The organism is Paucibacter sp. PLA-PC-4, assembly GCF_026241155.1.
Classification (GTDB): domain Bacteria; phylum Pseudomonadota; class Gammaproteobacteria; order Burkholderiales; family Burkholderiaceae_C; genus Roseateles_E.
Genome location: NZ_JAPFGP010000019.1, coordinates 26,075 through 47,633 on the forward strand (window position 1 = coordinate 26,075; position 21,559 = coordinate 47,633).

Below are 21,559 nucleotides of genomic sequence, written 5' to 3' on the forward strand. Positions count from 1 at the left end.
ATCCCATGCCCATGCAGATCGACTTCCCCTTCCGCTTCGACGCGCTCGGCCGCGCCGCCGGCACGACGGACGCGGAGCACGTGCGCGACATGATCGAGCAGCTGCTCTTCACCCGCCCGGGCGAGCGCGTGATGCGGCCCGACTTCGGCAGCGGGCTGATGCACGCCGTCTTCGCGCCCAACAGCCCCGAGATCGCCAGCGCGCTGGAGTTCACCACCCGGGCCGCGCTGCAGCGCTACCTGGGCGACCTGATCGAGGTGCAGGCGCTGTCCGTCGCCGCCGACGACGCGGTGCTGCAGGTCAACCTCGTCTACGTGCTGCGCGCCACCGGCGAGCGGCGCGGCGACAGCTTCCAACTGGGGCAAGCATCATGAGCCTCTTCCCGACGCCCAGCCTCGCCTGCCGCGACGACCACGCGCGGCGCGAGCAGACCCGCCGCGCCCCACTGACCGGCTTCGACGAGGTGGAGGTCGACGAGGCGCAGACCACGCTGCGCGTGAGCTTCCTCGGCCGCGCGCCGGACGAGCTGACGGCCGCTCACCTGCGGCTGGAAGGCGGCCGGCGCCTGCTCGCGCCGCGCATCGTCGAGGCGCAGCTGCACCGCGCCGAGGACGACGACCTGGACGACGTGCTGGTGGTGCGTGTCGAGCGGCCCGGCGACTTCTCCCCCCACACGCTGCGCCTGCTGGCGCTGGACGACGCCGGCCGCCCCACCGGCGGCGTGCCGCCCGGCGTGGACCCGCGCTACGCCGCCGTGTGCTTCAGCTTCAAGGCCTCCTGCCCGAGCGAACTGGACTGCGCGGCCGAGGCCAACTGCCTCGCTCCGGCGTTCGACGAACCCGCCATCGACCTGCTGGCCAAGGACTACGCCAGCTTCCGCCGCCTGATGCTGGACCGCCTGGCGCTGCTGCTGCCCGACTGGCAGGAGCGCCACGTGCCCGACTTGGGGCTCGCGCTGGTGGAGGTGCTGGCCTATGCGGCCGACCAGCTGAGCTACCAGCAGGACGCCGTGGCCACCGAGGCCTACCTGGACACGGCCCGGCTGCGTGTGTCGGTGCGCCGCCATGCGCGGCTGGTGGACTACCTGCTGCACGAGGGCTGCAACGCGCGCACCTGGCTCACCGCGGAGGTGGACGACGAGGCCGTGACGCTGGTCCCCGAGGACTTCTACACCATCACGCACCACCCCGAGCGCCCCGACGCGCTGCTGGCCGAGGCCGATCTGCCGGCGCTGGCGCCGCTGCCCTACCTGGTGTTCGAGCCGCTGCCGCTGGGCGCGAGCCCCGTGCGCTGGCGTCGCGTGCGCAACCGCATCCGGCTGCACACCTGGGGAGGCGCTGAGTGCTGCCTGGCGCGCGGCGCCAGGTCGGCCACGCTGCGGGACCCGGGCAAGGCGCCCGATGCCCTTGCACCCGAAGACCCGCGCGAGCGCGACCACTGCGCGCCGCCACCGACAGCAGCGGACCTGGAGGCCGCGGTGGCCACCGGCCGCTGGCACGAACTGCAGCTGGCCGTGGGCGAAGTGCTGGTGTTCGAGGAAGTCATCGGCCCGCGCACCGGCAACCCGGCCGACGCCGACCCCACGCATCGCCACGCCGTGCGGCTCACTGGCGCCACGCCTGGCTGGGACCGCCTGACGCACGAGCTGGTGTGGACCGTGACCTGGTGCATCGAGGACGCGCTGCCCTTCGCGCTGTGCCTGCAGACCACCAGCGACGCGCCGCACTGCAAACCGCTGCAGGACGTGAGCATCGCCTGGGGCAATGTGCTGCTGGTGGACCACGGCCTCAGCGTCGACGAAGACCTGCCGCCGGTGCCGCAGCTGGGCGACGCCGCCCGCTGCGAGGACCCCTGCTACGGCGCCGAAGTGACACGCCGCCCCGGCCGCCACCGCCCGCCGCTGTCGCGCCCCGAGCTGACGCATGGCGTGCCGCTGCCGGCCTGCCACCCGCAGGACGTGTGTGGCGGCTGCGGCCCGCACGCGGCCTCGCAGTTGCTGCTGCAGGACCCGCGCGCCGCGCTGCCGGCGATCACGCTCGACGCCGACGGCGCGCGTTGGCGCGCACGTACCGACCTGCTGGCCAGCGGTGGCGACGATGCCCACTTCGTCGTGGAGACCGACGATGAACGCGTGGCCTGGCTGCGCTTTGGCGACGGGCAGCACGGCCGCGCGCCCGAGGTCGGCCTGGTCTTGCGCGCCCGCTTCCGCACCGGCAACGGACCCGTCGGCAACCTGGGGGCGGACTCGCTGGTGCAGCTCGTGTTCCGCCGCGCGCTGCCCAACGGCGCCGGCATCCGCGTGCGCAACCCCTTGCCGGCCGTGGGCGGCACAGCGCCGGAGCCCACCGCCGAGGCCCGGCTGCGCGCGCCACGCGCCTTCCGCCGCCGGCTGGAGCGCGCCATCGCCCCGGCCGACTACGCCGCCATCGTGGAGCGCGACTTTGCGCAACGCGTGCAGCGGGCCGCTGCGGTGTTCCGCGCCAGCGGTGCGGCGGTGGAGGTGCAGGTGGCCGTCGACGCGCTGGGCCGGGACGAGCCCGACGCCGCGCTGCTGGCCTGCATCGAGGCCCACCTGCAGCGCTACCGCCGCATCGGGCACGACGTGCGCGTGGTGCCGGCGCGCGCCGTGCCGCTGGACGTGGCGCTGCACATCTGCGTGGCCGCCGGCTACCTGCGCGGCCAGGTGAAGGCCGCGCTGGCCCAGGCCCTGGGCCGGGGCACACAGGCCCGCCCCGGCTTCTCCCACCCCGACGCGCTGAAGCTCGGCGAGCCGGTGCACGCCAGCCGGCTCATCGCCGCAGCGCAGGCGGTGCCGGGCGTGGCCGGCGTCGTGCTGCTGCGGCTGCGGCGGCTGTACGAGGGCGACAACGGCGAGCTGGCGGCCGGCGTGCTGGCCATCGGCCCGCTCGAAGTGGCCCGGCTGGACAACGACCCGAGCGCGCCGGACCTGGGCGTGCTCACCCTGCAACTGGAGGGTGGACGATGAAGCCCGACACCGAGGTTCCCGACACCCCGACGGTGGTGCGCTGGCACTGCGGCTGCGCCGGCTCGCTGGGGCCGGCCTGCGCCTGCGGGGACGGCTGCGGCTGTTGCAGCGGCGTGCAGGCGCTCACCCCGCGCGACACGCGCAACCCGCCCGGCCTTCCCGCGCTGGCGCGCCGCATCGGCACGCATGGCGCCTTCCTGCAGACCATGATCGCCCGGCTGTCCAGCCATGCGCTACCGGCCGCCAAGGCCGGCGAGGAGCCGACCCGCCCGCTGGCGGCGCTGCGCACCCGCGACCCGGGCGACGCGTCCATCGCGCTGCTGGACGCCTGGGCCACGGCGGCCGACGTGCTGACCTTCTACCAGGAGCGCAGCGCCAACGAGGGCTATCTGCGCACGGCCACCGAGATGCGTTCGCTGCGCGAACTCGCGCGCCTGGTGGGCTACGCGCCGCGGCCCGGCGTGGCGGCGGGCGTCTACCTGGCCTACACCATCGATGCGAACACGCCGCAGGAGATCGTCATCCCGCGCGGCTCGCGCGCCACCAGCGTGCCGGGCCAGGGCGAGCTGCCGCAGCCCTTCGAGACTTCGCAGGACCTGCGCGCCCGCGCGGCGTGGAACCAGCTGGGCCTGCGCATGAGCGTGCCGCAGCGCTGGAACACCGCCAACCCGCCCTCGGTGCTGTGGCTGGCCGGGACGCAGACGCGGCTGAAGGCCGGCGACCCTCTGCTCATCGACCCCGGGCACCTGGAAGCCAACAAGCTGCCGCCCGAGCCCTACCGCGTCATCGAGGTGGTGGCCGATGCCGCAGCCGACCGAACGGCCGTCAACCTAGAGCGCTGGGACGCCGCGCGCAACCTGCAGCGCCTGCCGCCGAAGCTGAAGGAGCTGCACGACACGGCGCCGGACGGCAAGATCGCCGCCGAGATTGTGGACGGCCTGCGGCGGCTGAACGACGGCGCCGTGCTGCCCGACCGTCGCGCCGTGGAACTGCAGCGGCTGGCAGACCTGCTGGACCAGCGCCAGCTTGACGTGCAGGCCCTGCAGGCGCCGCGGCTCAAGCCCTGGCTGCAAGCGGTGGATGCCGCGGTGCGCGAGCACAAGGCTGGCGCGGTGGCGGCCAAGGGTGAGCTGGCCGACCGGATCGACCAACTGGCCCTGCCGCCCACCACGCCGCGTGCCGATGCGCTGCAGCTGCCGCGCGACCTGGCGTCCAGCTTCCGCAGCACGTCGGACGCCAGCCTGAAGCTGCTCGGCGCCGCCGCGCCCGGGCTGGCGGACAGCCTGGCGCCGGCCATCGCCGGCTACACCCGTGCAGCGCCCGAGCAGCCGCTGCGCGTGTGGGCGCTGCGCCGCACCGCGGGGCTGTTCGGCCGTGCGTTCCCGAAGCGCACGAGCTCGGTGTTCAGTCAGCAGGAGATCCCGGGAGGCATGGCCAACAGCAGCGTCACCGAAGAACTGGGCGAATGGCCTATCTTCAGCGGCGTCATCGAGGCCGGCAACGGCAACGTGCGGCTGGCGGGCCGCGAGCAGCCTGACACCCTCTACCTCGACACGGCGGTGGACGGCGTGGCGCCCGGCGGCTGGGTCTTCCTCGACGCCAGCGCGCGCACGCCCTACCGTGACGACGAGACGCTGATCGCGCCCGTTCGGCCACTGCTGGTCGCGCGGCTGCAGGAGGTCCTGCCCAAGGTGGCGCGCGCCGACTACGGCACCAGCGCCGACACGCTCGGGCTGCGGCTGGCCAGCGACGCGGGGCCGCAGCCGTGGTTCCGCGTCACGCTGAAGGATGACGGCGAGTTCGAGAAGCGCAACCGGCAAGCCGTGTGGGACCGCGACTTCGAGCTCATCCGCCGCAGCGTGGTCTACCTGCAGAGCGAGCTGTTGCCGCTGGCCGAGGCGCCACTGACCGAGCCGCTGTGTGGCGGCGATGGCAGCGACGCCATCGAGCTGAGCCGCTTTGCCGCCGGGCTGGAGCCGGGGCGGCTGGTCATCGTCAGCGGCGAGCGGGCCGACATCGACGACACCCGCGGCGTGTTCACCAGCGAGGTGGCCATGCTGACTGCGGTGGTGCACGACGTGCGCGCCGGCACGGCGCGCGGCGGCCCGTGGACCCAGGTGCAGGCGGCGGTCGACGCTCAGGGCGACGTGGACGGCGGCGACCTGCCGGCCCCTTTGCCCAAGCAGCCCGGCGACAGCCTGCACACCTTCGTCCGGCTGGACCGGCCGCTGTCCTACTGCTACCGGCGCGAGACGGTCATCATCCTCGGCAACGTGGTGGCCGCCACGCATGGCGAGACCCGCCGCGAGCCGCTGGGCGCCGGCGACGCGGCGCGGCCGCTGCAGCGTTTCGACCTGAAGCAGGCGCCGCTGACCTGGCTGGCCGCGCCCACCGCGGCCGGTGCAGCCAGCACGCTGGAGGTGTTCGTCAACGATGTTCGCTGGCACGAGGTGCCCGACTTCGTCGACCGCGGGCCTACCGAGCGTGTCTACACGACGCGGAGCGACGAGCAGGGCCGCACGACGGTGCAGTTCGGCAACGGGCAGGAGGGCGCGCGGCTGCCCACGGGGCTGGACAACGTGGCCGCCGTCTATCGCAGCGGCATCGGGCGGCCCGGCAACGTGCCCGGCGGCAGCATCACGCAGCTGGCCACGCGGCCGCTGGGCGTGAAGGAGGTGCGCAACCCGCTGCCGTCCACCGGCGGTGCCGACGCCGAGGACGAGAGCACGCTACGCGGCAACGTGCCGCTGGCGGTGAAGTCGCTGGACCGCCTGGTGTCCACCGTCGACCATGCCGACTTCGCGCGCGGCTTCGCCGGCATCGCCAAGGCCGACGCCATCGAGCTGAGCGACGGCCGCCGCAGCCTGGTGCATGTGACTGTGGCCGGGATGGACGACGCGCCGCTGGTGGCCGACACCGACCTGCTGGTCAACCTGCGTCGCGCCATGCGCGCGCTGGGCGACCCCTACCAGCCGGTTCAGATCGCGCCGCGCGAGCTGCGGCTGCTGATCGTCGACGCGCGGCTGCAGATCCATCCCGACCACGTCTGGGAAGTGGTGGCGCAGGCTGTCCGCGCGGCGCTGCTGGCCGCCTTCGGCTTCCGCCGCCGCGCGCTGGCGCAGGGCGTCTCGATGAGCGAGGTGGTGGCCGTGATGCAAGGCGTGACGGGCATGGTGATGGTGGACCTGGAGGCCTTTGGCGCCATCGACACGGTGGTGGCTGACGGCAGCTGGCGGCGCCTGCGCACGCCGCCCGAGCTGGCCAAGGCCGTGCAGGGGGTGGTGAAGCTGGGCGTGGCGCCGGCGGTACAGGCGGCCCGCGCGCGCCGTGACGCTGGCGGCGGCATCCTGCCCGCGCAACTGGTGCTGCTGTCCGCCGCGGTGTCGGACACGCTGGTGCTCAATCAGATCGCAGGGGACTGACATGACCGACCGGCTCTACGAACTGCTGCCCACGCTCTACCGCGTGCGCGACGCCGCGCAGGGCGAGCCGCTGCGTGCGCTGATGCAGGTGATCGGCGAACAGGCCCAGCTGTTGGAGGACGACCTGCGGCAGGCCTACGACAACTGGTTCATCGAGACCTGCGAGCCCTGGGTGGTGCCCTACATCGCCGACTTGCTGGGCCACACGCCGGTGCAGGACGCCGCCGTCGCCGACGGCGACACCTCGGCCGACCTGGCGCTGAGCGCCGTGCTCGCGCCGCGCCGCGAGGTGGCCAACACGCTGCGCTACCGCCGCCGCAAGGGGGCGCTGGCACTGCTGGAGCTGCTGGCGGCGGACGTGGCCGGCTGGCCGGCGCGGGCGGTGGAGTACGCGCCGCTGCTGCGGCAGACGGCGTCGCTGCGGCTGCTGCGCGCCGGCCGCGGCCGGCTCGTCGACCTGCGCTGCACCGAGGCGCTTGAGATGCTGGGCACGCCGCTGGACGCGCTGGCCCACGGGCCCGACCTGCGCCGCCTCGAATCGGCGCGTGGCCGCGGCCTGCATGGCGGCGCCAAGGTGGCGCTGCATGTGTGGCGGCTGCAGGCGCAGCCCATCACCCGCGCGCCCGCAGCCTGCCGAGAGGACGTGGGCCCGCACTGCTTCACCTTCAGTGCGCTGGGCAACGATGCGCCGCTGTTCAACCGACCGCTGCCGCCCGGCTGCGACGGGGCCGACCCGGGCGACACCGGCCTGCCGGTGGCCCTCACCCGCGCGAGGCTGGCCGCGCCGCGGGCGCCGGGCGAGCGCCTGGCCGCGGCTGACGAGCGCTGGTACGGCGTGGCCCGCGACGCCGACGGCCGCGAGCATGCGCAGAGCCTGGCCATCTGGGCGCCGGGCTGGCCACCAACCGCGCGTGACAAGGCCGCAGCCGCCGTCGGCGCGGACGACGACAAGCTGCTGCCCATCCCGGCGCACCGCATCCTCGTGGCCGACCTGTCCGGCTGGGCCTACCAGCCGCCGCGCGACCACGTGCTGGTCGACCCGGTGCGCGGCCGGCTGATGTTCCCCCCGCGGCAGATGCCGCGCCGGCAGGTGGTGGTGAGCTACCACCAGGGCGTGGTAGCCGAGCTGGGCGGCGGCGAGTACACGCGCGTGCTGCAGCAGCAAGACGGGGCAAAGGTCATCCGCGTCACGGGCACGGCGGCGCTGCGCGACGCGCTCAAGCGCTGGCAGCGCGAGGACGACGGCCAGGGCCTGCCCATCGCACCGGCCGACCAGCCGGCGCACGCCGTCATCGAGCTGGGCGACTCGGGCGTCTATGTGCTGCCGGTGGCCATCTGGCTGGCGCCCGGCCACACGCTGCAGATCCGCGCCGCCCAGCGCACGCGGCCGGTGCTGCGGCTGCTGGACTGGCAGGTCGACCGCTCCGACAACCTGCTCGTCAGCGGCGGGGAGGGCAGCCGCTTCACGCTGGACGGCGTGCTCGTCACCGGCCGCGGGCTGCAGATCGAGGGCGCCATCGCGTCGGTCACGCTGCGCCACGCGACGCTGGTGCCCGGCTGGTCGCTGGATGGCGACTGCTGCCCCTGCCGCCCGTCCGAGCCCAGCATCGAGGTCATCGACAGCGGCGCCTGCCTCGTCATCGCGCGCAGCATCGTCGGCTCCATCCAGGTCAACAACGACGAGCGCCGCACCGACCCGCTGCCGCTGCGCATCACCGACAGCATCGTCGACGCCACCTGCGACCACGGCGGCGACAGTGCTTGCGAGGCCATCGGCGCGGCCGGGTCTCGCAGCGCCTTCGTCACGCTGCACGTCGAGCGCAGCACCGTCATCGGCCGTACCATGGTGCATGCCATCGAGCGGGCGCAGGACACGATCTTCACCGGCTGCGTGAGCGTGGCGCGGCGGCAGTTGGGCTGCCTGCGCTTCAGCTACGTGCCGGCCGGCTCGCGCACGCCGCGCCGCTACCTGTGCCAGCCCGACGGCGTGCTGGCCGCCGCGCAGCGCGAGGGCGAGGAGAGCGGCGCGAATGCCGCGGCCATTGCCGAGCAGCAGCGCGCGGAACGGCTGCGGGTGCGCCCGCGCTTCGATTCAAACCGCTACGGGCAGCCGGCGTATGCGCGCCTGGCTGCCGGCAACGCGCCCGAGATCCTGCGCGGCGCCGGTGACGAATCGGAAATGGGCGCCTACCAGCACCTGCACCAACCCCAGCGTCTGGCCAGCCTGGCCACGCGGCTGGAGGAATTCACGCCCACGGCCAGCGACGCCAGCGTCGTCTTCGCCGACTGAGGCCATCTCTAGGAGAATACCATGCAAGGCGATTTTTCCCGCGACAGTTTTGACCCGCTGCGCCGCTACAGCCGCGTGCTTCAGCAACAGGGCCGGGTGGAGCTGGATGCAGACGGCAACGAGCGACAGGCCATCCAGCTGCACCTTCTGCGCCAGCTGGCGGCGGACCTGATCGGGCCGTCCGGCGGACCGGGCGACGGCTTTGCCATCGGTGATCGATTGAACGGCAAGCCCATGCTCTTCAACTTTGCTGTCTCACCCGGCCACTACTACGTCAACGGGTGGCTGTGCGAGAACGACGGCGTGGCGATCTACAACTCGGACGCCCCGGCGCCCGCCGAGCCGGCGCCCGCCCGGCAGCACCAGGTGGCCGTCAAGGTGCCGCCGCTGGAGGCGGGCAACACCTACCTGGTGGTGCTGGACGTCTGGGAGCGCCACGTCAGCGCGGCGGAGGCCGACGGTGCCGCATCCGCCCGCCTGCCAGGCGCGCTGCGCGAAGTGGCCCTGGGCGGCCCCGACACCGCCAGCCGTGCCCAGGTGGTCTGGCAGGTGCGTGTGAGCAACGGGGCCGTCGCCAACGGCAAGCCGCTGGCGTTGCCGGCCGAGCCCTACACCGCTGCGGCTTGGCGCAAATGGTTTGCGGACGTCTGGCCGGCCTGGCTGGCGCTGTGGTCGCCCGAACAACGCGGGCGCCTGATGGCCCGCGCGGCCGACCCCAGCGAGGCGGAAGCCGGCAGCCCCTGCGTGGTGGCGCCGCAGTCGCACTACCGCGGCGTGGAGAACCAGCTCTACCGGGTGCAGGTGCACCGCAGCGGGCGCGCGGGCGAGCTGCCGGCGCCGACCTTCGTCTGGTCACGCGAGAACGGCAGTGTGGTCTACGCCATCTCTCGCATCGCCGGCAAGCAGGTCAAGCTGGCCGATGGCTGGCGTGACACGCGCGTCGCGCTGTCGGTGGGCGACTGGGTGGAACTGCTGGACGAAGGCCTGTCGCTGAACGGCTCACCCGGGCGCCTGCACCGCGTGACCGAGGTCGACATCGACACCAGCACGGTGACGCTGGACGCCACCCCCGCCATCACGACCGACGACCCCGCCAGCCACCCCGTGCTGGTCCGCTGGGACCACGGCGGCCGGCGGCCGCTGGCGGCCAACACCGCCAAGCCGTCGGACGACGGCGGGCTGGAGATCGACGAAGGCCGTTGGCTGGGGCTGGAAGACGGCGTGCAGGTGTGGTTCGAGCCCCCCGAGGCCAAGGGCGACGTCACGCAATACCGGGCGGGCGACTACTGGCTGCTGCCGGCCCGCGTGGCGGTGGGCGATGTGCTGTGGCCACGTGATGCGCAGGGCGCGCCGCTGCCGCAGCCCCCGCGCGGCGTGGCCCACCAATATGCGCCGCTGGGCGTGGTGAAGGTTGCGGCCGATGGCGTCGTGACCGTGGCGGCGGGCGAAGCACCGCGACGGCAGTTCAGGCATCTGGTAGATCTTTGAGCCTTGAACGACAGCTTGCGGGCATCGAGCTCGAGGACGTGAATGGCAGCTCTCGCTGGCGGAGCCGCCCTTCATGCTGGCTTCAGGGGCCCAGAAGAGGATGTCTATTCAGGACGGATCCAGGCCGAATCGGCCGGCAATGTCGCTTCGACGAACTCTGTTTGGATCGACTTTCCGAGGGGTTCTGACTTCAGTATTCCCGACGGACTTCGCAGTTCAACGTCAATGTAGACACATCAAGAACTTACGAGCGTGGCTCTCGACGGACCTTATTTGTTGGAATCAGCTGATTGCTGATGAAGCGTGCAGCCAGCTCGAATGCGCCGCATGCAATGACCAGCATGCTGCCGAACAACACGAAGTCGGCAAGATCCCAGTTCACCTCGCCGCCGAACGGCATGGCCAATCTGGGCGCCGCGGGAACCAGCAAGGCGCCGCTGCACAGAGCAAAACGCCAGCGCGGTGCTCGACAGTGGCAATGGGTGATCTTCGTCTTCTCCTTGAAGTTGGCTCAGAGTGTCGACGAACTCGGCAAGGCACGTGAGCGGCCTAGGTGAAGCGACGGTGAAGTCGACTGCCAGCCCACAGCGACGGGCAAGGGCAGCCAAAGGCAACCAGAAGACGCTGCAGACCCCAGCGTCTGGCCGGACCAGCGCCTGCCAGGACGGATCGGCTGGCAGATTCTGCAGTCTGTCGCAGCGCGCTGGAGTCAGGGGTGGCGGACTTCGATACTGACCCCATCGACACAGCAATCCGCTGTGCCGCACGCAACAGGACCCAACATGAACTTCAATCTGATCCGCAGCGTCGCTGCCCTCGCCCTTGCCACCGCAACCCCATTGCTGGCCCATGCAGCACCGCAAAAGATCGAACAGTTGCCGCGAGTCGTGATCACCGGCAAGTCTCAGCCAGCCCTGCACAAGCTTGTTCAGCTGCCGCGCGTGGTCATCGAAGGCCGCAGCCTGAGAGCAATGGCATTGAACACGACGACCAAGCCGGTCACCCGCCGCGCCTGAGGCAGACATGGGTTTGAACAGCTGTTCCAAGCGAGCCAAGGCTCAGCCGCAGCGACCGCTGTGACTGCGCCTTGGCTTTGATGACCAGCGCCACGCCGTCAGACGGCGTGATCGAGCGAATTCAACTCGCTGCCGATTGAGCCGCTGGACTTGCTGCCTTGGCTTGACGGCGCTTCGGCGTAGCAGACTTCTTTACCGCGGCCTTCTTGACGGCAGACTTCTTGACGGCGGCCTTCTCTACGGCCGCTTTCCTCACAGCGACTTTCTTTGCAGCGACTCTTTTTGCAGCGACCTTCTTCGCTGGGCCCACCTTCTTCTTGGCAGCAGCCGCTGGAGACTTTTCCGCAGCGGCGGTGACTGGCTTGCGCGCCGGGCCAGCCTTTTTCGTCGAGGGCTCTTTCGTCGATGGCTTCTCGCTTGCCGCCTTCTTGGCAGCCGCCGCTTTGGCGGGTTTGCCGATCAAAAAGTCCTCAAGCGCCTTACCGGCATCCAGGGCTTGCCGGACCCAGTCCGGCCGCTTGCCCATGCCACCCCAGGTATTGCCAGCGCCATCGGCAAACTTCGGCGACTTCGCCTTGCCCTGGGTGTTGGCTCTCGTCTTCTTGCCTGCAGGCTTGCGGCCGGCGGGCGTCGCGCCGAAGAGATGCTCGGGCGTCAGGCCGTAATCAGCGATCTCCTTTCTGATCCGGTCAACGACTTCCGTTTGTATGGCCGCAGCCTCTTTCTGCAGGCGTTCGATCTGATCCAAAATTCGAGAGAAGGGTTTCGCCATCGTGTGCGCTCCTGCATCAGTGATGTTGACCAGCAACCCAACATTGCCAGTACCGCACGATAGCACCCGAAGGGCGTATTCATGAAGGTCGCCTGACGATGTGACCGGCAACGCGCTCAGGGCAGGAATAGCGTTTAGCTTCGCTTGAAAACGCGATACCTTGGCTGGCCGTCCGGCGTTCGCAGCGCCTGCGATTCTTCCAAGATTCGCGCCAGTGGGGTTGCAATGATCAGCCGATCCTCCGCACGTGCTCGGCACGCCTTCATCTGCTCGCTCAAGGTGGCCTTCGCACGACCAAAGTGTCGCGCCACCGACGCCGCTGAGCACAGCCGATGGCTGGCGGCCAGGCAGGCGACCAATGCCCGCCCCCTGACGGCCACCATGCTGTGGCCCTTGTGCAAGTCGATGCTGTGGCTGGGATGAATCTTCGCGATCACCCATTGCTCCAGGACCCTGAGGGCGTCATCGATTCGCAAGCTGCCGCCGGCCACAATCAAAGTGGCCGCGAAGGCATCCAGCGGTTTGGAGACGGCCTTGGCCGGCTCAGATCCGACATGGGTCACTGGCAACTCGAGCCCGCGCATGAGCTCCCAGACCCGCCACTCCTCTTCCGTAGGCGGCCGACGAATACAGCGCCGGATCGCATCGCGGGCCTCTAGCTTGGACTCCCCAAAAACTGAGCGCAGCGGTCGTGCGTCGAATCCTTCGCCAGGCTTGGAGCCCATGAGGATTCGAAGCGCCGCGTGGGGGTAGTGTGCGGCGACCTTGCACTGCATCCGCCTCACCGGCCGCCACGCCAACATGCGCAGCTCGCTGCGTAGCGCAGCCTCAGACTCGATGAGCTCCATATGGCAAGGCCCCGCGAGTACTGGTCCACGCAGGGTCTGCGCTTCACGCACCCAGCGCGACACGACGTGCGTGAAGGAGCGCATGATGTTGGCGACCGACTCGCCAGCGTCGATACGCGCAATGGCATGGATCTCCGATGGCAGCAGCAAAAAGTACAGCAGCTGCCTGCCAGGGGCTTGATGAGCGCGAAGCAGCCGCTCTCGGATTTTCACGATCAAACGCTTGTTCGCAAGAAAGTCCCGGCCAGGTGTGGCCTGCCAACTCAGACTCCAAGTCGTCGCATGGGCGCTAGGCACCCCCTCCAGTGATTTCTTGACTCCCATGCATATATGACGATTTGGCGAGCCAATCCCTCATCAGATTTGTACCTAGCCATCGCCAGATCGGCGTTCTGATCCAGAACATCCGCCTGTGACGCAGGCAACCGAACAAGTACAGCAGGCTTGCCGATTCCAGCCACCCCGGAATCGATCGACAGTCACCCTGCGTCAGCGCCGACAGGCGGCAGCCGAACGGCCCATGTCATGCCAGCCCAAGCCTCGACGCGGCCTGAAGCTTGAACTAACTTCAAGTCGCCTGATGGCAATTCGGCCAAAGGGCATCGGTCTTTACTTCTACTTGAAGGAGTTCTCCATGAACGAGCAATCCAATGCGGCACTGGAGCCGCAAGTCGTCGACCTCGGCGATGCGAAGACGCTGACCAAGGGCTTCCCAGATTTCCTCTACGCCGAGGAAGACCCGACAGTCCAAGGGCGCGTGGAGACCTGAAGTTGCTAGGCCCGCCTCGCGATCCGCGGGGTGTGCCTTGCACCGTAAATGCCGCTGCGGGACCTTCCGCAGCGGCAACTCATGGACCGCGCACTCGGACGACAGACGGATGTCACACGCCATTCACCGAGATCGACTCAGCCTCGCACCGCACGTGCGTGCCTGCGATTGCGAGAGCGGTGTCGTCTTGCTCGACCTGAAGCACGGCCGCTACCTGGGCGTCAGCAACGCCGTTTCGACATCACTGTTTGGCCACATCGAAGGGTGGCCGGCGCCAAGCGAGCCGGCCGAAGCGGCGGCGGCGCAAGACACACAACGTGCCGCCCTGCAAAGCCTCGTCGCCCAAGGGCTGCTGACCGAGGCTCAGGTAGCGCCAATGTCGACGAACGCCCTGGAGATGGCAGGCGCCTCGATCCACGAGGGGCCGCCAGCGGCGTCTGGCTTCCCCAGTATGCGACGTTCATTGCAGTTCGCCAGCAGTGTTGCCTTGGCTGGCTGGTGTTTGCGGTTTTGCTCCCTGCAGACCATCGCGCGCTCGATCACCGCGCACCGCGAACGGCTGTGCACGCCAGGGTCGGAATCGCTGGAGGCCATGAGGCCGGCCTTGCTCGCCTACGAAACGCTGCGACCCTTTGTCTTCACAGCTCGCGAGAAGTGCCTGCTGGATTCGCTGGCGCTCGTCATGTTTCTTGCCAAGGACGGATTGCTGCCGCGCTGGGTCATCGGGGTCAGGACCGGTCCATTCGGTGCGCACTCATGGGTGCAGTGCGGCACTACCGTTTTGAACGACCAGCACGAGTACGTGCGTCAGTTCCGCCCGATATTGGTTGTCTAACCCCGCAACGTCGCCACCATGTTCAGGTACATCGCGCTTGCCTGGAGCGAATCGCAGACCCACAGCGCAGCTGTCGCTCAAAAGCTCAGTCTTGCCTGGCAGCACAAGCCCGCCTGGCAGGCTGCGCTGGTCCGACCCGGCCTTCATGTGTTCGCCACAGGGGCGAGTCGGGGCATCAATGAAGTCTGGCCGCTGCAAGACGGTGCGGGCGTCGTGCTCGGCAAACTGTTTAGCCGCGCTGACTTCGATTCGACGCCAGCGCCAAGCGCCGACATCAGCAGCCTGAGTGCAGCCCGCATTCTCCAGAACCAGGGCCGCACCCTCGTGGACAAGTTCTGGGGGCGCTATATCGCATTTGTTCTGGATGCCTCCAACGCCCCCCTGGTCATGCGAGATCCGAGCGGATCGCTGCCCTGCTTCAAGCTTCGACATCAGGGCGTCTGGATCGTCTTCTCCTGGCTTGAGGACGTCTTGCAAATGCTTGGCCCCTCAGAACACCCGGTCGTCAACTGGGAGGTCCTGAGGGCGCAGATCGTGCGCGGGCCGCTGGGCGGTCGTGAGACAGCACTGGCCGAGATCTCGCAGGTCCTTCCCGGTGAGATTCTCGATCTCCATGCCGATCACCCCACCCTGCTGTGGAGCGCAGTGGATGTCGCCGCTCAGCCGGCGAACTACGACCTAGCGCAGGCGACCCAGCTACTGGGTCATGCGGTACGCTCGTGCACGCGCGCGTGGGCATCGTGCTACGACAGGGTGCTGCTTCGCTTGTCCGGCGGGGTCGACTCGTCAATCCTGCTGAGTTGCCTTGCGCCTGAGTGCACGCTCGCCGATGTGGTTTGCGTCAACTACCACTCGCCGGGCGCGGACAGCGATGAACGCGACTACGCATTGATGACGGCGGGGCGGGTCGGGCGCGACCTGCTGATGCGCGAGCGTGAGCTGGGTTTTCGGGTCGAGCGCGTCATGCAGATTGCCCGCATGCCCAACCCGGTTCCCTATGTGGGTTGCATGAACACGGCCACGGACGCCAAACTGGCATCGGCCTACCACGCGGGCGCCATGTTCACCGGCGCGGGCGGCGACGCGCTGTTCTACGAGCTGCCCCGCTCGTGGCCGGCTGCAGACTACCTGCACGACAAGGGATTGGATGCCGGGTTTGCAGGCGCCGTACTCGACGCCGCCCGGCTCGGAAAACTCTCCGTCTGGCGCACCCTCGCGCTCGCCCTGCGGGAGCGAGTCCGCCCGAAGCTGTCATCGCGGCTGCCGGCAAGACCACACCCCTTTCTGAGACACGATTGCACATCGGCAGCATGGGCTGAACGGCGCTTCATGCATCCGGCACTCTCCGGGGGAGCACGGCTGCCGATCGGCAAGTCCGTGCAGACCGTGGCGCTGATGCATCCGATCGGCTACTACGACCCGTTCGAACAGGCAGCGGCGCCCGAGCTGGTCCATCCGCTGTTCTCGCAACCGCTGGTGGAGCTGTGTCTTCAACTGCCGACCTATGTGCTGGCGCATGGCGGGCGAGGTCGCGCCCTCGCGCGAAACGCCTTTGCAGCAGATCTGCCCCCGCAGGTCGCCAACCGCCGCTCCAAAGGGGGCATGGAGGAACACATCACGGCGGTGCTGCACGCCAACATGGATTTCGTGCGAGGACTGCTGCTCGAAGGTGAGCTTAGTCGCCGCGGCATGCTTGATCGACCCAAGGTGGAGCAACTGCTGTCCGGCAGACCGACAACGCTGCCTTGCACGCCCAGCCAGATCCACGGCCTGGTCGCCGTCGAAGCCTGGCTCTCCCGCTGGACTCGCTAGCTGTGGCACCGCCGCCGGCCCAGATCGAGACCCCGTCGCTCGGCGAGTTCCGCGCGGCCGTCAGGCTGCTGTTCGAAGGCCTGGATCAAAGCATGGTCCGGCGCATCGCGGCCGCCAATGCGCTGGCTCTGGCGGGCGGCGCGCTTGCCGGACTGGCGCCCGTCGCACTCAAGCAGATGATCGATGCGGCCAGCAGCGCCGGCAGCGCGCTTGAACCCTACCCGTCCATCGCGGGCTTCGGTATCGCCTACCTGGGCTGTCTGGGCATCAGCCGCCTCATCACCGAGACTCGACCCCTGCTGATTGGCACGGTGGAGCAAGGTCTTTATGCGAGGCTGCGCCTGCGCTACTTCAAGCACCTGCTTGATTTGCCATTGAGCTTTCATCTGGCCCGGCGCGCCGGCGCGCTCAATCACAGCCTGCTGCAGGCGGTGTCCGGCTATCAGATCATCCTGTTCAGCCTCGTCAATGGTCTGGTTCCGGTGCTGGTCGAAGGTGTGACCGTCGGACTCGTGCTGATCTCCCTGGGTCTGCCAGCATTGACGGCAAGCTTCGCAATGACAGCGCTGGCGCTCTCGGTCGCGATCAGCCCGCGCATGGGCAGGCTGCGCGCCGATGCGCGTGCCGTTTCCCGGGCGACCATCGACGCGCACTCGCATCTGGCCGACAGCCTGACCAACTATGAGCCCATCAAGTGCTTCGGTGCGGAGCCTCGAACCCTCGATCGCTTCGCCCAGCTCTCCCGCAGCATCGAATCATGCTGGCGGCAGCTGCAGCGCACCCGCCTGGCAATCGGCCTCACGGTGACGCTGATCTTCACGCTGAGCGTGGCCGCGTCCCTGGCGATCTCCATCCACGCGGTATCGCAAGGGGCGCTCACCGTTGGCGGCTTTGTCCTGGCAAACCTCTACATGCTGCAGATCATTCGACCGATGGAGATGCTGAGCAGCGCGGTACGCGACGTGTCTCAAGGTCTCGCCTTCGTCCGCCCGCTGATCGAGATACTTCAAGCGCCGGTCGATGAAGCCAAACAGAGGCTGCCCGCAAACATCCACACCGGCGCAGGCCCGGTCGAGAGTGACGCGACCGACACCGACACCGACACCGACACCAAGTACCAGGCCGCAGCCGTGAGCTTCCGAGGCGTTCAGCTGGCGTTCGACGCGGGGCCACCCGTGTTGGACGGCTTGAATCTGGAGGTGCCGGCGGGCAGAGCCATGGCCATCGTCGGCGCCAGCGGCTGCGGCAAATCTTCCCTGGTGCGACTACTGCTGCGCCTTCTAGAACCCGACGCCGGCAGCATCGCCATCAACGGCATTCTGATCGACACCCTTGCGGTCACCAGGCTCCGATCAATGATTGCCGTGGTACCGCAGGACCTCGTACTCTTCAACGACACCATCTCGGCAAACATCGGCCTCGGCCGGGACAGCGCGTCGCCCTCCGACATTGAAGAGGCCGCGCGGCTGGCCGGCCTGCACAGCTTCATTGCCGCCCTCCCCGGCGGCTACGACACGGCCATCGGCGAGCGAGGGCTCAAACTATCGGGAGGTGAACGCCAGCGAATTGCCATCGCACGTGCGATTTTGAAGAATCCACTCGTGTACGTCTTCGACGAGGCCACCTCGATGCTCGACGGCCCGACAGAACGGGCCATCTTGCAGAACATCAAGCAGATCTCAAGCGGACGCACCACGCTCACGATTGCCCATCGGCTCTCAGCGATCCAGCATGCGGACGAGATCGCCGTCCTGGCGGACGGAAAGATCGTCGAGCGAGGCAGCCACACACACCTGCTCGGGCATGGCGGCGTCTATGCCGCCATGTGGCGGGAGCATCAAGCAGCCCAAAGCATCACACCCTGAGCCGGTGCCCATCGTGCGGCCTGCTGCGGTGCTATTGCGGCCCCCTCCAAGACGAGCTGGCATGCCGCAACAAAGTGCCTTCCTGATTCCGAATGCGCCCCTGCACGGCAGCTCGCTCGTCACCGATGGACTTCATCACTTCGTCGCGTGCCAACTCATGGCGGACGAAGACGACGTCGAGGTCCACCGACAGGCGCGGCATGTCCTGAGCGAAGAGCTTGAGCGCAGTGCCGCCCTTCACAACGAATGCCGGGGCCTCGAAGACTGCGGACGCGACCTCCGGCAAGAGCTGGACCCTGCACATGGAAGCTTCGTTCATCCGGGTCGCTTCAGATTGAGGCGCTCGCCGGTCTTTGTGGCCGATACCCATCTGCCACTTGAGCCCATTCTTTCACTGTGCCTGCAGGCCATGTGTGCCTAGGCAAGCTTCAGCTCCTCGGCCATGAGATGCACTAGGCGACCCACCTTGATTCGCAGCAGATGGGCCAGCAGTTCTTCAGCAACAGGCAGGCACAGGGACCGCGCCCCCTCGACCAGGTGCCTGGCCTCCGCAAGCTCCTGTCCTTTGCCAACATCACTCAGCAGCTCAAGCAATGCCCGTTCCGGTGGGGACACCAGGACATCGGCGCGTCCAGGGGGCAAAGGTGCAAGCCCGGTGACTGCAGGCAGGCTTGCATCGAAGAGGTGTGTGGCCTGCTCTTGAGCCGGGAATACCGCTGTGAACCAGGCGGCCAGGTCCCGGGCATGTCTCCCAAGAGGTTCAGCCACTCCTTGAAAGCGATGTCGTGCCTCACCCCTCGCCATACCCGTGCCGTCTTGCCCGCCACATTTGCCCGCCACATGCAGTCCCGGGACCCACTCGGCCAAGCGAACCAGGCTGGCCTCGCGATTGCGTTCGTCGCCGGGAAGCAGGCAAGTGACCTGACCCAACCGTCTCAGCCCCTCCTTCTGGGGAGCCTCGCTACTTGCTTGGCACCGAGGCCCCGTCCCTGCAACCAAGTCGTTGCCAAGGAGGGGCCTCGCGACAGGGCCCTAGTCTGGAACCGCGACTCGAGCGCACTTCGGCACAGCATCGGTCGCCTGCTTCAACGTCACCATCTGGTCCCAGCGCGCGTACTGTTCCTTCAAGCTCTCGGCCGTCTCTGCGGGGATGAGCAGTTCGGAGCGCCGCTCCCCCTTCAACCAGAAGCGGTACCAGTCGACGTTGCCCTGCAGCGAGATCATCCGTTCGCTGGGCCGCGCCAAGGCGTGGGCGCCTTCCGGGAACTTGATCAGCTCAACGGGTCGGTACTGACGCCGCAGCAGCGCGTAGATGTCCCAGTTGTTCTTCACTTCGGCGCCGTAGGACTCGATCCGCAGCGCGGCCCGGATGCAGTCGGTGTGCAAGGAGGGATCGTTGCGGAACCAGCGCTCCTTGGATTCGCCAAACGGCCCGCCCTGATTTGCGCGTTCCTTGATCGCCTGGATCCCATCGGACATTGCATAGGTGATCGTCATCGAGTACAGCGTATTGGAGTCGCCGTCCATCATCGTCGCCGCGCGGATCGGAACATCGGTGAAGGTCACCAGATTGAGCACCCGCACGCCGGTGGCGCTCCAACCCAGAATGCCGACCCGCTCCCGGTCCACGAGGCCCTCGGCGACCAGCGCTTCGATGGCCGCGCGCACGCCATCCCCGAAGGCCTTGATGGACTCGTGCTCATCCTTGGGCAAGCCGCTGGAGGCCCGCCACGGGAGCGCCAGCACCAGCAGGCCCTCTCGCAGGAACGCGCGGCCGGCAAAACCGCTGGTGAAGCCGTCGTAGATGTTCGATCCGTCACGATAGAACCGGGTCGGCGAGAATCCATAGCTCTGGATCACCAGCGGATACTTGCGGCGGGGCTTGAAATCGGCTGGCACCATCAGGCCACCGTCCCAGCGCCTGCCCTTCGCGTCGGTCCAGCTGTAAGCCTTCATCGTGCCCCACTGCGCTGAGAACTGTGGGTTCAGGGCCGTCAGACGCACCTCCTGGCCGGCCGGTCCCTTCGCGACGATGTCAGGGGGCAGGTTCAAGGCTTGCCGCACAAGCGGGCGCCAGGACTTGGGCGCGTCGACGCGCTGGCCCACATCCGACTCACCGCCGATGACTTCCTGCCAGCCGAGCTGGGCGTCACGCCTGAACACACGTCGGTTCTCGCCGTCAATCGCAATGAACTCACCCTTGGCGCCCGCCACGGCGTGCGCGGTCTCCAGGCGCTGCTTGAGCACGGCGATGGGCTTCCAATCGCCGGTCTCCGGCCAGTACTCGATGATGTGCGAAGCCGCCGCTTGATCGCTACCGCCCCCCTCCCGAAGGGGCAGATAGGTCCCTGCGATGACCACCGACCGGCCGCCGTCCATCCACAGCCGGTCGGTGCGCTGCTGATTGCCCCCACGCGAGTCGTCCGGCGCGTCGATCACCGCGCGTTCGTGTCCGTCCGTGAGCCGGTAGACCATCATCTGCCGCGAGACATAGCCCGTCGGGCGGGAGTAATAGCCCAGGGGATCCTGTACCAAGGACGGGCTGGCCTCTTTGAAGGCGTCGGCCACCAGCGGGTACTGCCGGGCCCAAGCAAGCTGGCGATCCGGCCGGTACGTCGGCAGCAGCAACCAACGGCCATCGGGCGAAATGCTGGCCCTCGGTGTCCCATAGCTGCTTTCCAAGAACGCGGCGCCGAGTGCTCGCGCCGGTGTGCGGGAGCCTGCTTCCGCCAGGTAGAACTGGTAGCGCCTGATTTGCGAGTCGAAATCATCCGGCTGCCCATGAACGCTCCAGAATGACTTCGCGCCGGCGACGACGCTGCGGGCGCCCGGCGCAATGGCCGGATTGGGCACGTGCGTCAGGTAGACCACGCGGCGCAGATCATCCGGCACATCGAAGGCCACGACGCCCAGCGGCGCATAGGTCAGCTGGGTCACCCGTCGGGTCTGCACATCGACCCGGTAGACCTGATACGGCTCGTCATTCATGCGCGCGCGGAACACGATGGTCCGATTACCCACCCAGCGGGCATCGCGCAAGGAAGGGGTTGCGTCGGCACGGTCGTGTGCAGCCTCCACCGTCAGCAGGCGAATCGGCGACGGTGCTGCAGGCATCGCCTCCAAGGACGCAAGCCGCGCAGGGCTCACGTCCATCAGCAGGATCTCGAAGCGGTTTCTGTCGCTCGCCACATCCGCCTTGCGCGTGACGATGAACAGCTGCTCGCCATCCGGTGAGATCTGCGTCTGCAGAGTATCGTCGTCGAGCTTGACCGGCTGGATGATCCGGGTGAACTCAATCACCTCCTTGACCGACGGGCCGACGCCTGCCATCGCGGGAGCGCCGAGTCCTGCAGCGAACACCAGCACAAGTGCAGACCAGAGCACCACCAGAGAAGCGAGCCCGATCCGGGGCGCAAGAGATATGTCTAAGGAAAATTGAGGCAGCATGGCGCAATC

The 21,559-nt window shown here is 68.5% G+C and carries 16 protein-coding genes; 11 read left to right on the plus strand and 5 right to left on the minus strand.

Annotated elements, in window-relative coordinates:
- Nucleotides 1–5: 5 nt before the first annotated feature.
- The 7 genes from OOZ63_RS23945 to OOZ63_RS23975 all read left to right on the plus strand — a co-directional run bounded on the left by OOZ63_RS23945 (nucleotide 6) and on the right by OOZ63_RS23975 (nucleotide 11,202).
- Nucleotides 6–374, plus strand: coding sequence for a GPW/gp25 family protein (locus OOZ63_RS23945; protein WP_266008160.1), 369 nt, complete (start codon nucleotides 6–8; stop codon nucleotides 372–374).
- A complete protein-coding gene (locus OOZ63_RS23950) occupies nucleotides 371–2,986 on the plus strand; it encodes a putative baseplate assembly protein (RefSeq protein ID WP_266008162.1) in 2,616 nt (871 codons plus the stop codon). Before OOZ63_RS23945 ends, OOZ63_RS23950 begins: the two co-directional genes overlap by 4 nt.
- Nucleotides 2,983–6,408, plus strand: a complete 3,426-nt coding sequence (locus tag OOZ63_RS23955) for a putative baseplate assembly protein (protein ID WP_266008163.1) — start codon at nucleotides 2,983–2,985, stop codon at nucleotides 6,406–6,408. Before OOZ63_RS23950 ends, OOZ63_RS23955 begins: the two co-directional genes overlap by 4 nt.
- A gap of 1 nt (nucleotide 6,409) precedes the next feature.
- The gene (locus tag OOZ63_RS23960) at nucleotides 6,410–8,698 is read left to right on the plus strand and encodes a hypothetical protein (protein ID WP_266008164.1); all 2,289 of its coding nucleotides are present in this window, start codon (nucleotides 6,410–6,412) and stop codon (nucleotides 8,696–8,698) included.
- A 21-nt stretch (nucleotides 8,699–8,719) separates the two neighbouring features.
- A complete protein-coding gene (locus tag OOZ63_RS23965; RefSeq protein WP_266008165.1) occupies nucleotides 8,720–10,186 on the plus strand; it encodes a DUF6519 domain-containing protein in 1,467 nt (488 codons plus the stop codon).
- A gap of 290 nt (nucleotides 10,187–10,476) precedes the next feature.
- The gene (locus tag OOZ63_RS23970; protein ID WP_266008166.1) at nucleotides 10,477–10,743 is read left to right on the plus strand and encodes a hypothetical protein; all 267 of its coding nucleotides are present in this window, start codon (nucleotides 10,477–10,479) and stop codon (nucleotides 10,741–10,743) included.
- Nucleotides 10,744–10,968: 225 nt separating this feature from the next.
- Nucleotides 10,969–11,202, plus strand: coding sequence for a hypothetical protein (locus tag OOZ63_RS23975; RefSeq protein ID WP_266008167.1), 234 nt, complete (start codon nucleotides 10,969–10,971; stop codon nucleotides 11,200–11,202).
- 121 nt (nucleotides 11,203–11,323) lie between these two features.
- Here OOZ63_RS23975 and OOZ63_RS23980 read toward each other — a convergent pair whose 3' ends face one another.
- Together OOZ63_RS23980 and OOZ63_RS23985 are read right to left on the minus strand one after the other, a co-directional pair.
- Nucleotides 11,324–11,974: an H-NS family nucleoid-associated regulatory protein gene (locus OOZ63_RS23980; RefSeq protein ID WP_266008168.1), complete on the minus strand. Its 651-nt coding sequence runs from the start codon at nucleotides 11,972–11,974 to the stop codon at nucleotides 11,324–11,326.
- Between the two features lie 134 nt (nucleotides 11,975–12,108).
- Complete coding sequence (locus OOZ63_RS23985) at nucleotides 12,109–13,041, minus strand: hypothetical protein (protein WP_266008169.1); 933 nt, start codon at nucleotides 13,039–13,041, stop codon at nucleotides 12,109–12,111.
- A gap of 415 nt (nucleotides 13,042–13,456) precedes the next feature.
- Between OOZ63_RS23985 and OOZ63_RS23990 the strand changes: the two genes are divergently transcribed.
- The 4 genes from OOZ63_RS23990 to OOZ63_RS24005 all read left to right on the plus strand — a co-directional run bounded on the left by OOZ63_RS23990 (nucleotide 13,457) and on the right by OOZ63_RS24005 (nucleotide 18,103).
- Complete coding sequence (locus tag OOZ63_RS23990) at nucleotides 13,457–13,591, plus strand: rubrivinodin family lasso peptide (RefSeq protein WP_266008170.1); 135 nt, start codon at nucleotides 13,457–13,459, stop codon at nucleotides 13,589–13,591.
- A 187-nt stretch (nucleotides 13,592–13,778) separates the two neighbouring features.
- The gene (locus OOZ63_RS23995; RefSeq protein WP_266008171.1) at nucleotides 13,779–14,426 is read left to right on the plus strand and encodes a lasso peptide biosynthesis B2 protein; all 648 of its coding nucleotides are present in this window, start codon (nucleotides 13,779–13,781) and stop codon (nucleotides 14,424–14,426) included.
- An 18-nt stretch (nucleotides 14,427–14,444) separates the two neighbouring features.
- Nucleotides 14,445–16,238: an asparagine synthase C-terminal domain-containing protein gene (locus OOZ63_RS24000; protein WP_266008172.1), complete on the plus strand. Its 1,794-nt coding sequence runs from the start codon at nucleotides 14,445–14,447 to the stop codon at nucleotides 16,236–16,238.
- A gap of 2 nt (nucleotides 16,239–16,240) precedes the next feature.
- Nucleotides 16,241–18,103, plus strand: coding sequence for an ABC transporter transmembrane domain-containing protein (locus OOZ63_RS24005; RefSeq protein ID WP_266008173.1), 1,863 nt, complete (start codon nucleotides 16,241–16,243; stop codon nucleotides 18,101–18,103).
- A 31-nt stretch (nucleotides 18,104–18,134) separates the two neighbouring features.
- Here OOZ63_RS24005 and OOZ63_RS24010 read toward each other — a convergent pair whose 3' ends face one another.
- The 3 genes from OOZ63_RS24010 to OOZ63_RS24020 form a co-directional block, all read right to left on the minus strand.
- Nucleotides 18,135–18,422: a nucleotidyl transferase AbiEii/AbiGii toxin family protein gene (locus OOZ63_RS24010; RefSeq protein WP_266008174.1), complete on the minus strand. Its 288-nt coding sequence runs from the start codon at nucleotides 18,420–18,422 to the stop codon at nucleotides 18,135–18,137.
- Between the two features lie 98 nt (nucleotides 18,423–18,520).
- Complete coding sequence (locus OOZ63_RS24015) at nucleotides 18,521–18,907, minus strand: type IV toxin-antitoxin system AbiEi family antitoxin domain-containing protein (protein ID WP_266008234.1); 387 nt, start codon at nucleotides 18,905–18,907, stop codon at nucleotides 18,521–18,523.
- 228 nt (nucleotides 18,908–19,135) lie between these two features.
- Nucleotides 19,136–21,550 (minus strand): alpha/beta hydrolase family protein, encoded by a 2,415-nt coding sequence (locus tag OOZ63_RS24020; RefSeq protein WP_266008175.1) that lies wholly within the window; start codon nucleotides 21,548–21,550, stop codon nucleotides 19,136–19,138.
- Between the last annotated feature and the right edge of the window lie 9 nt (nucleotides 21,551–21,559).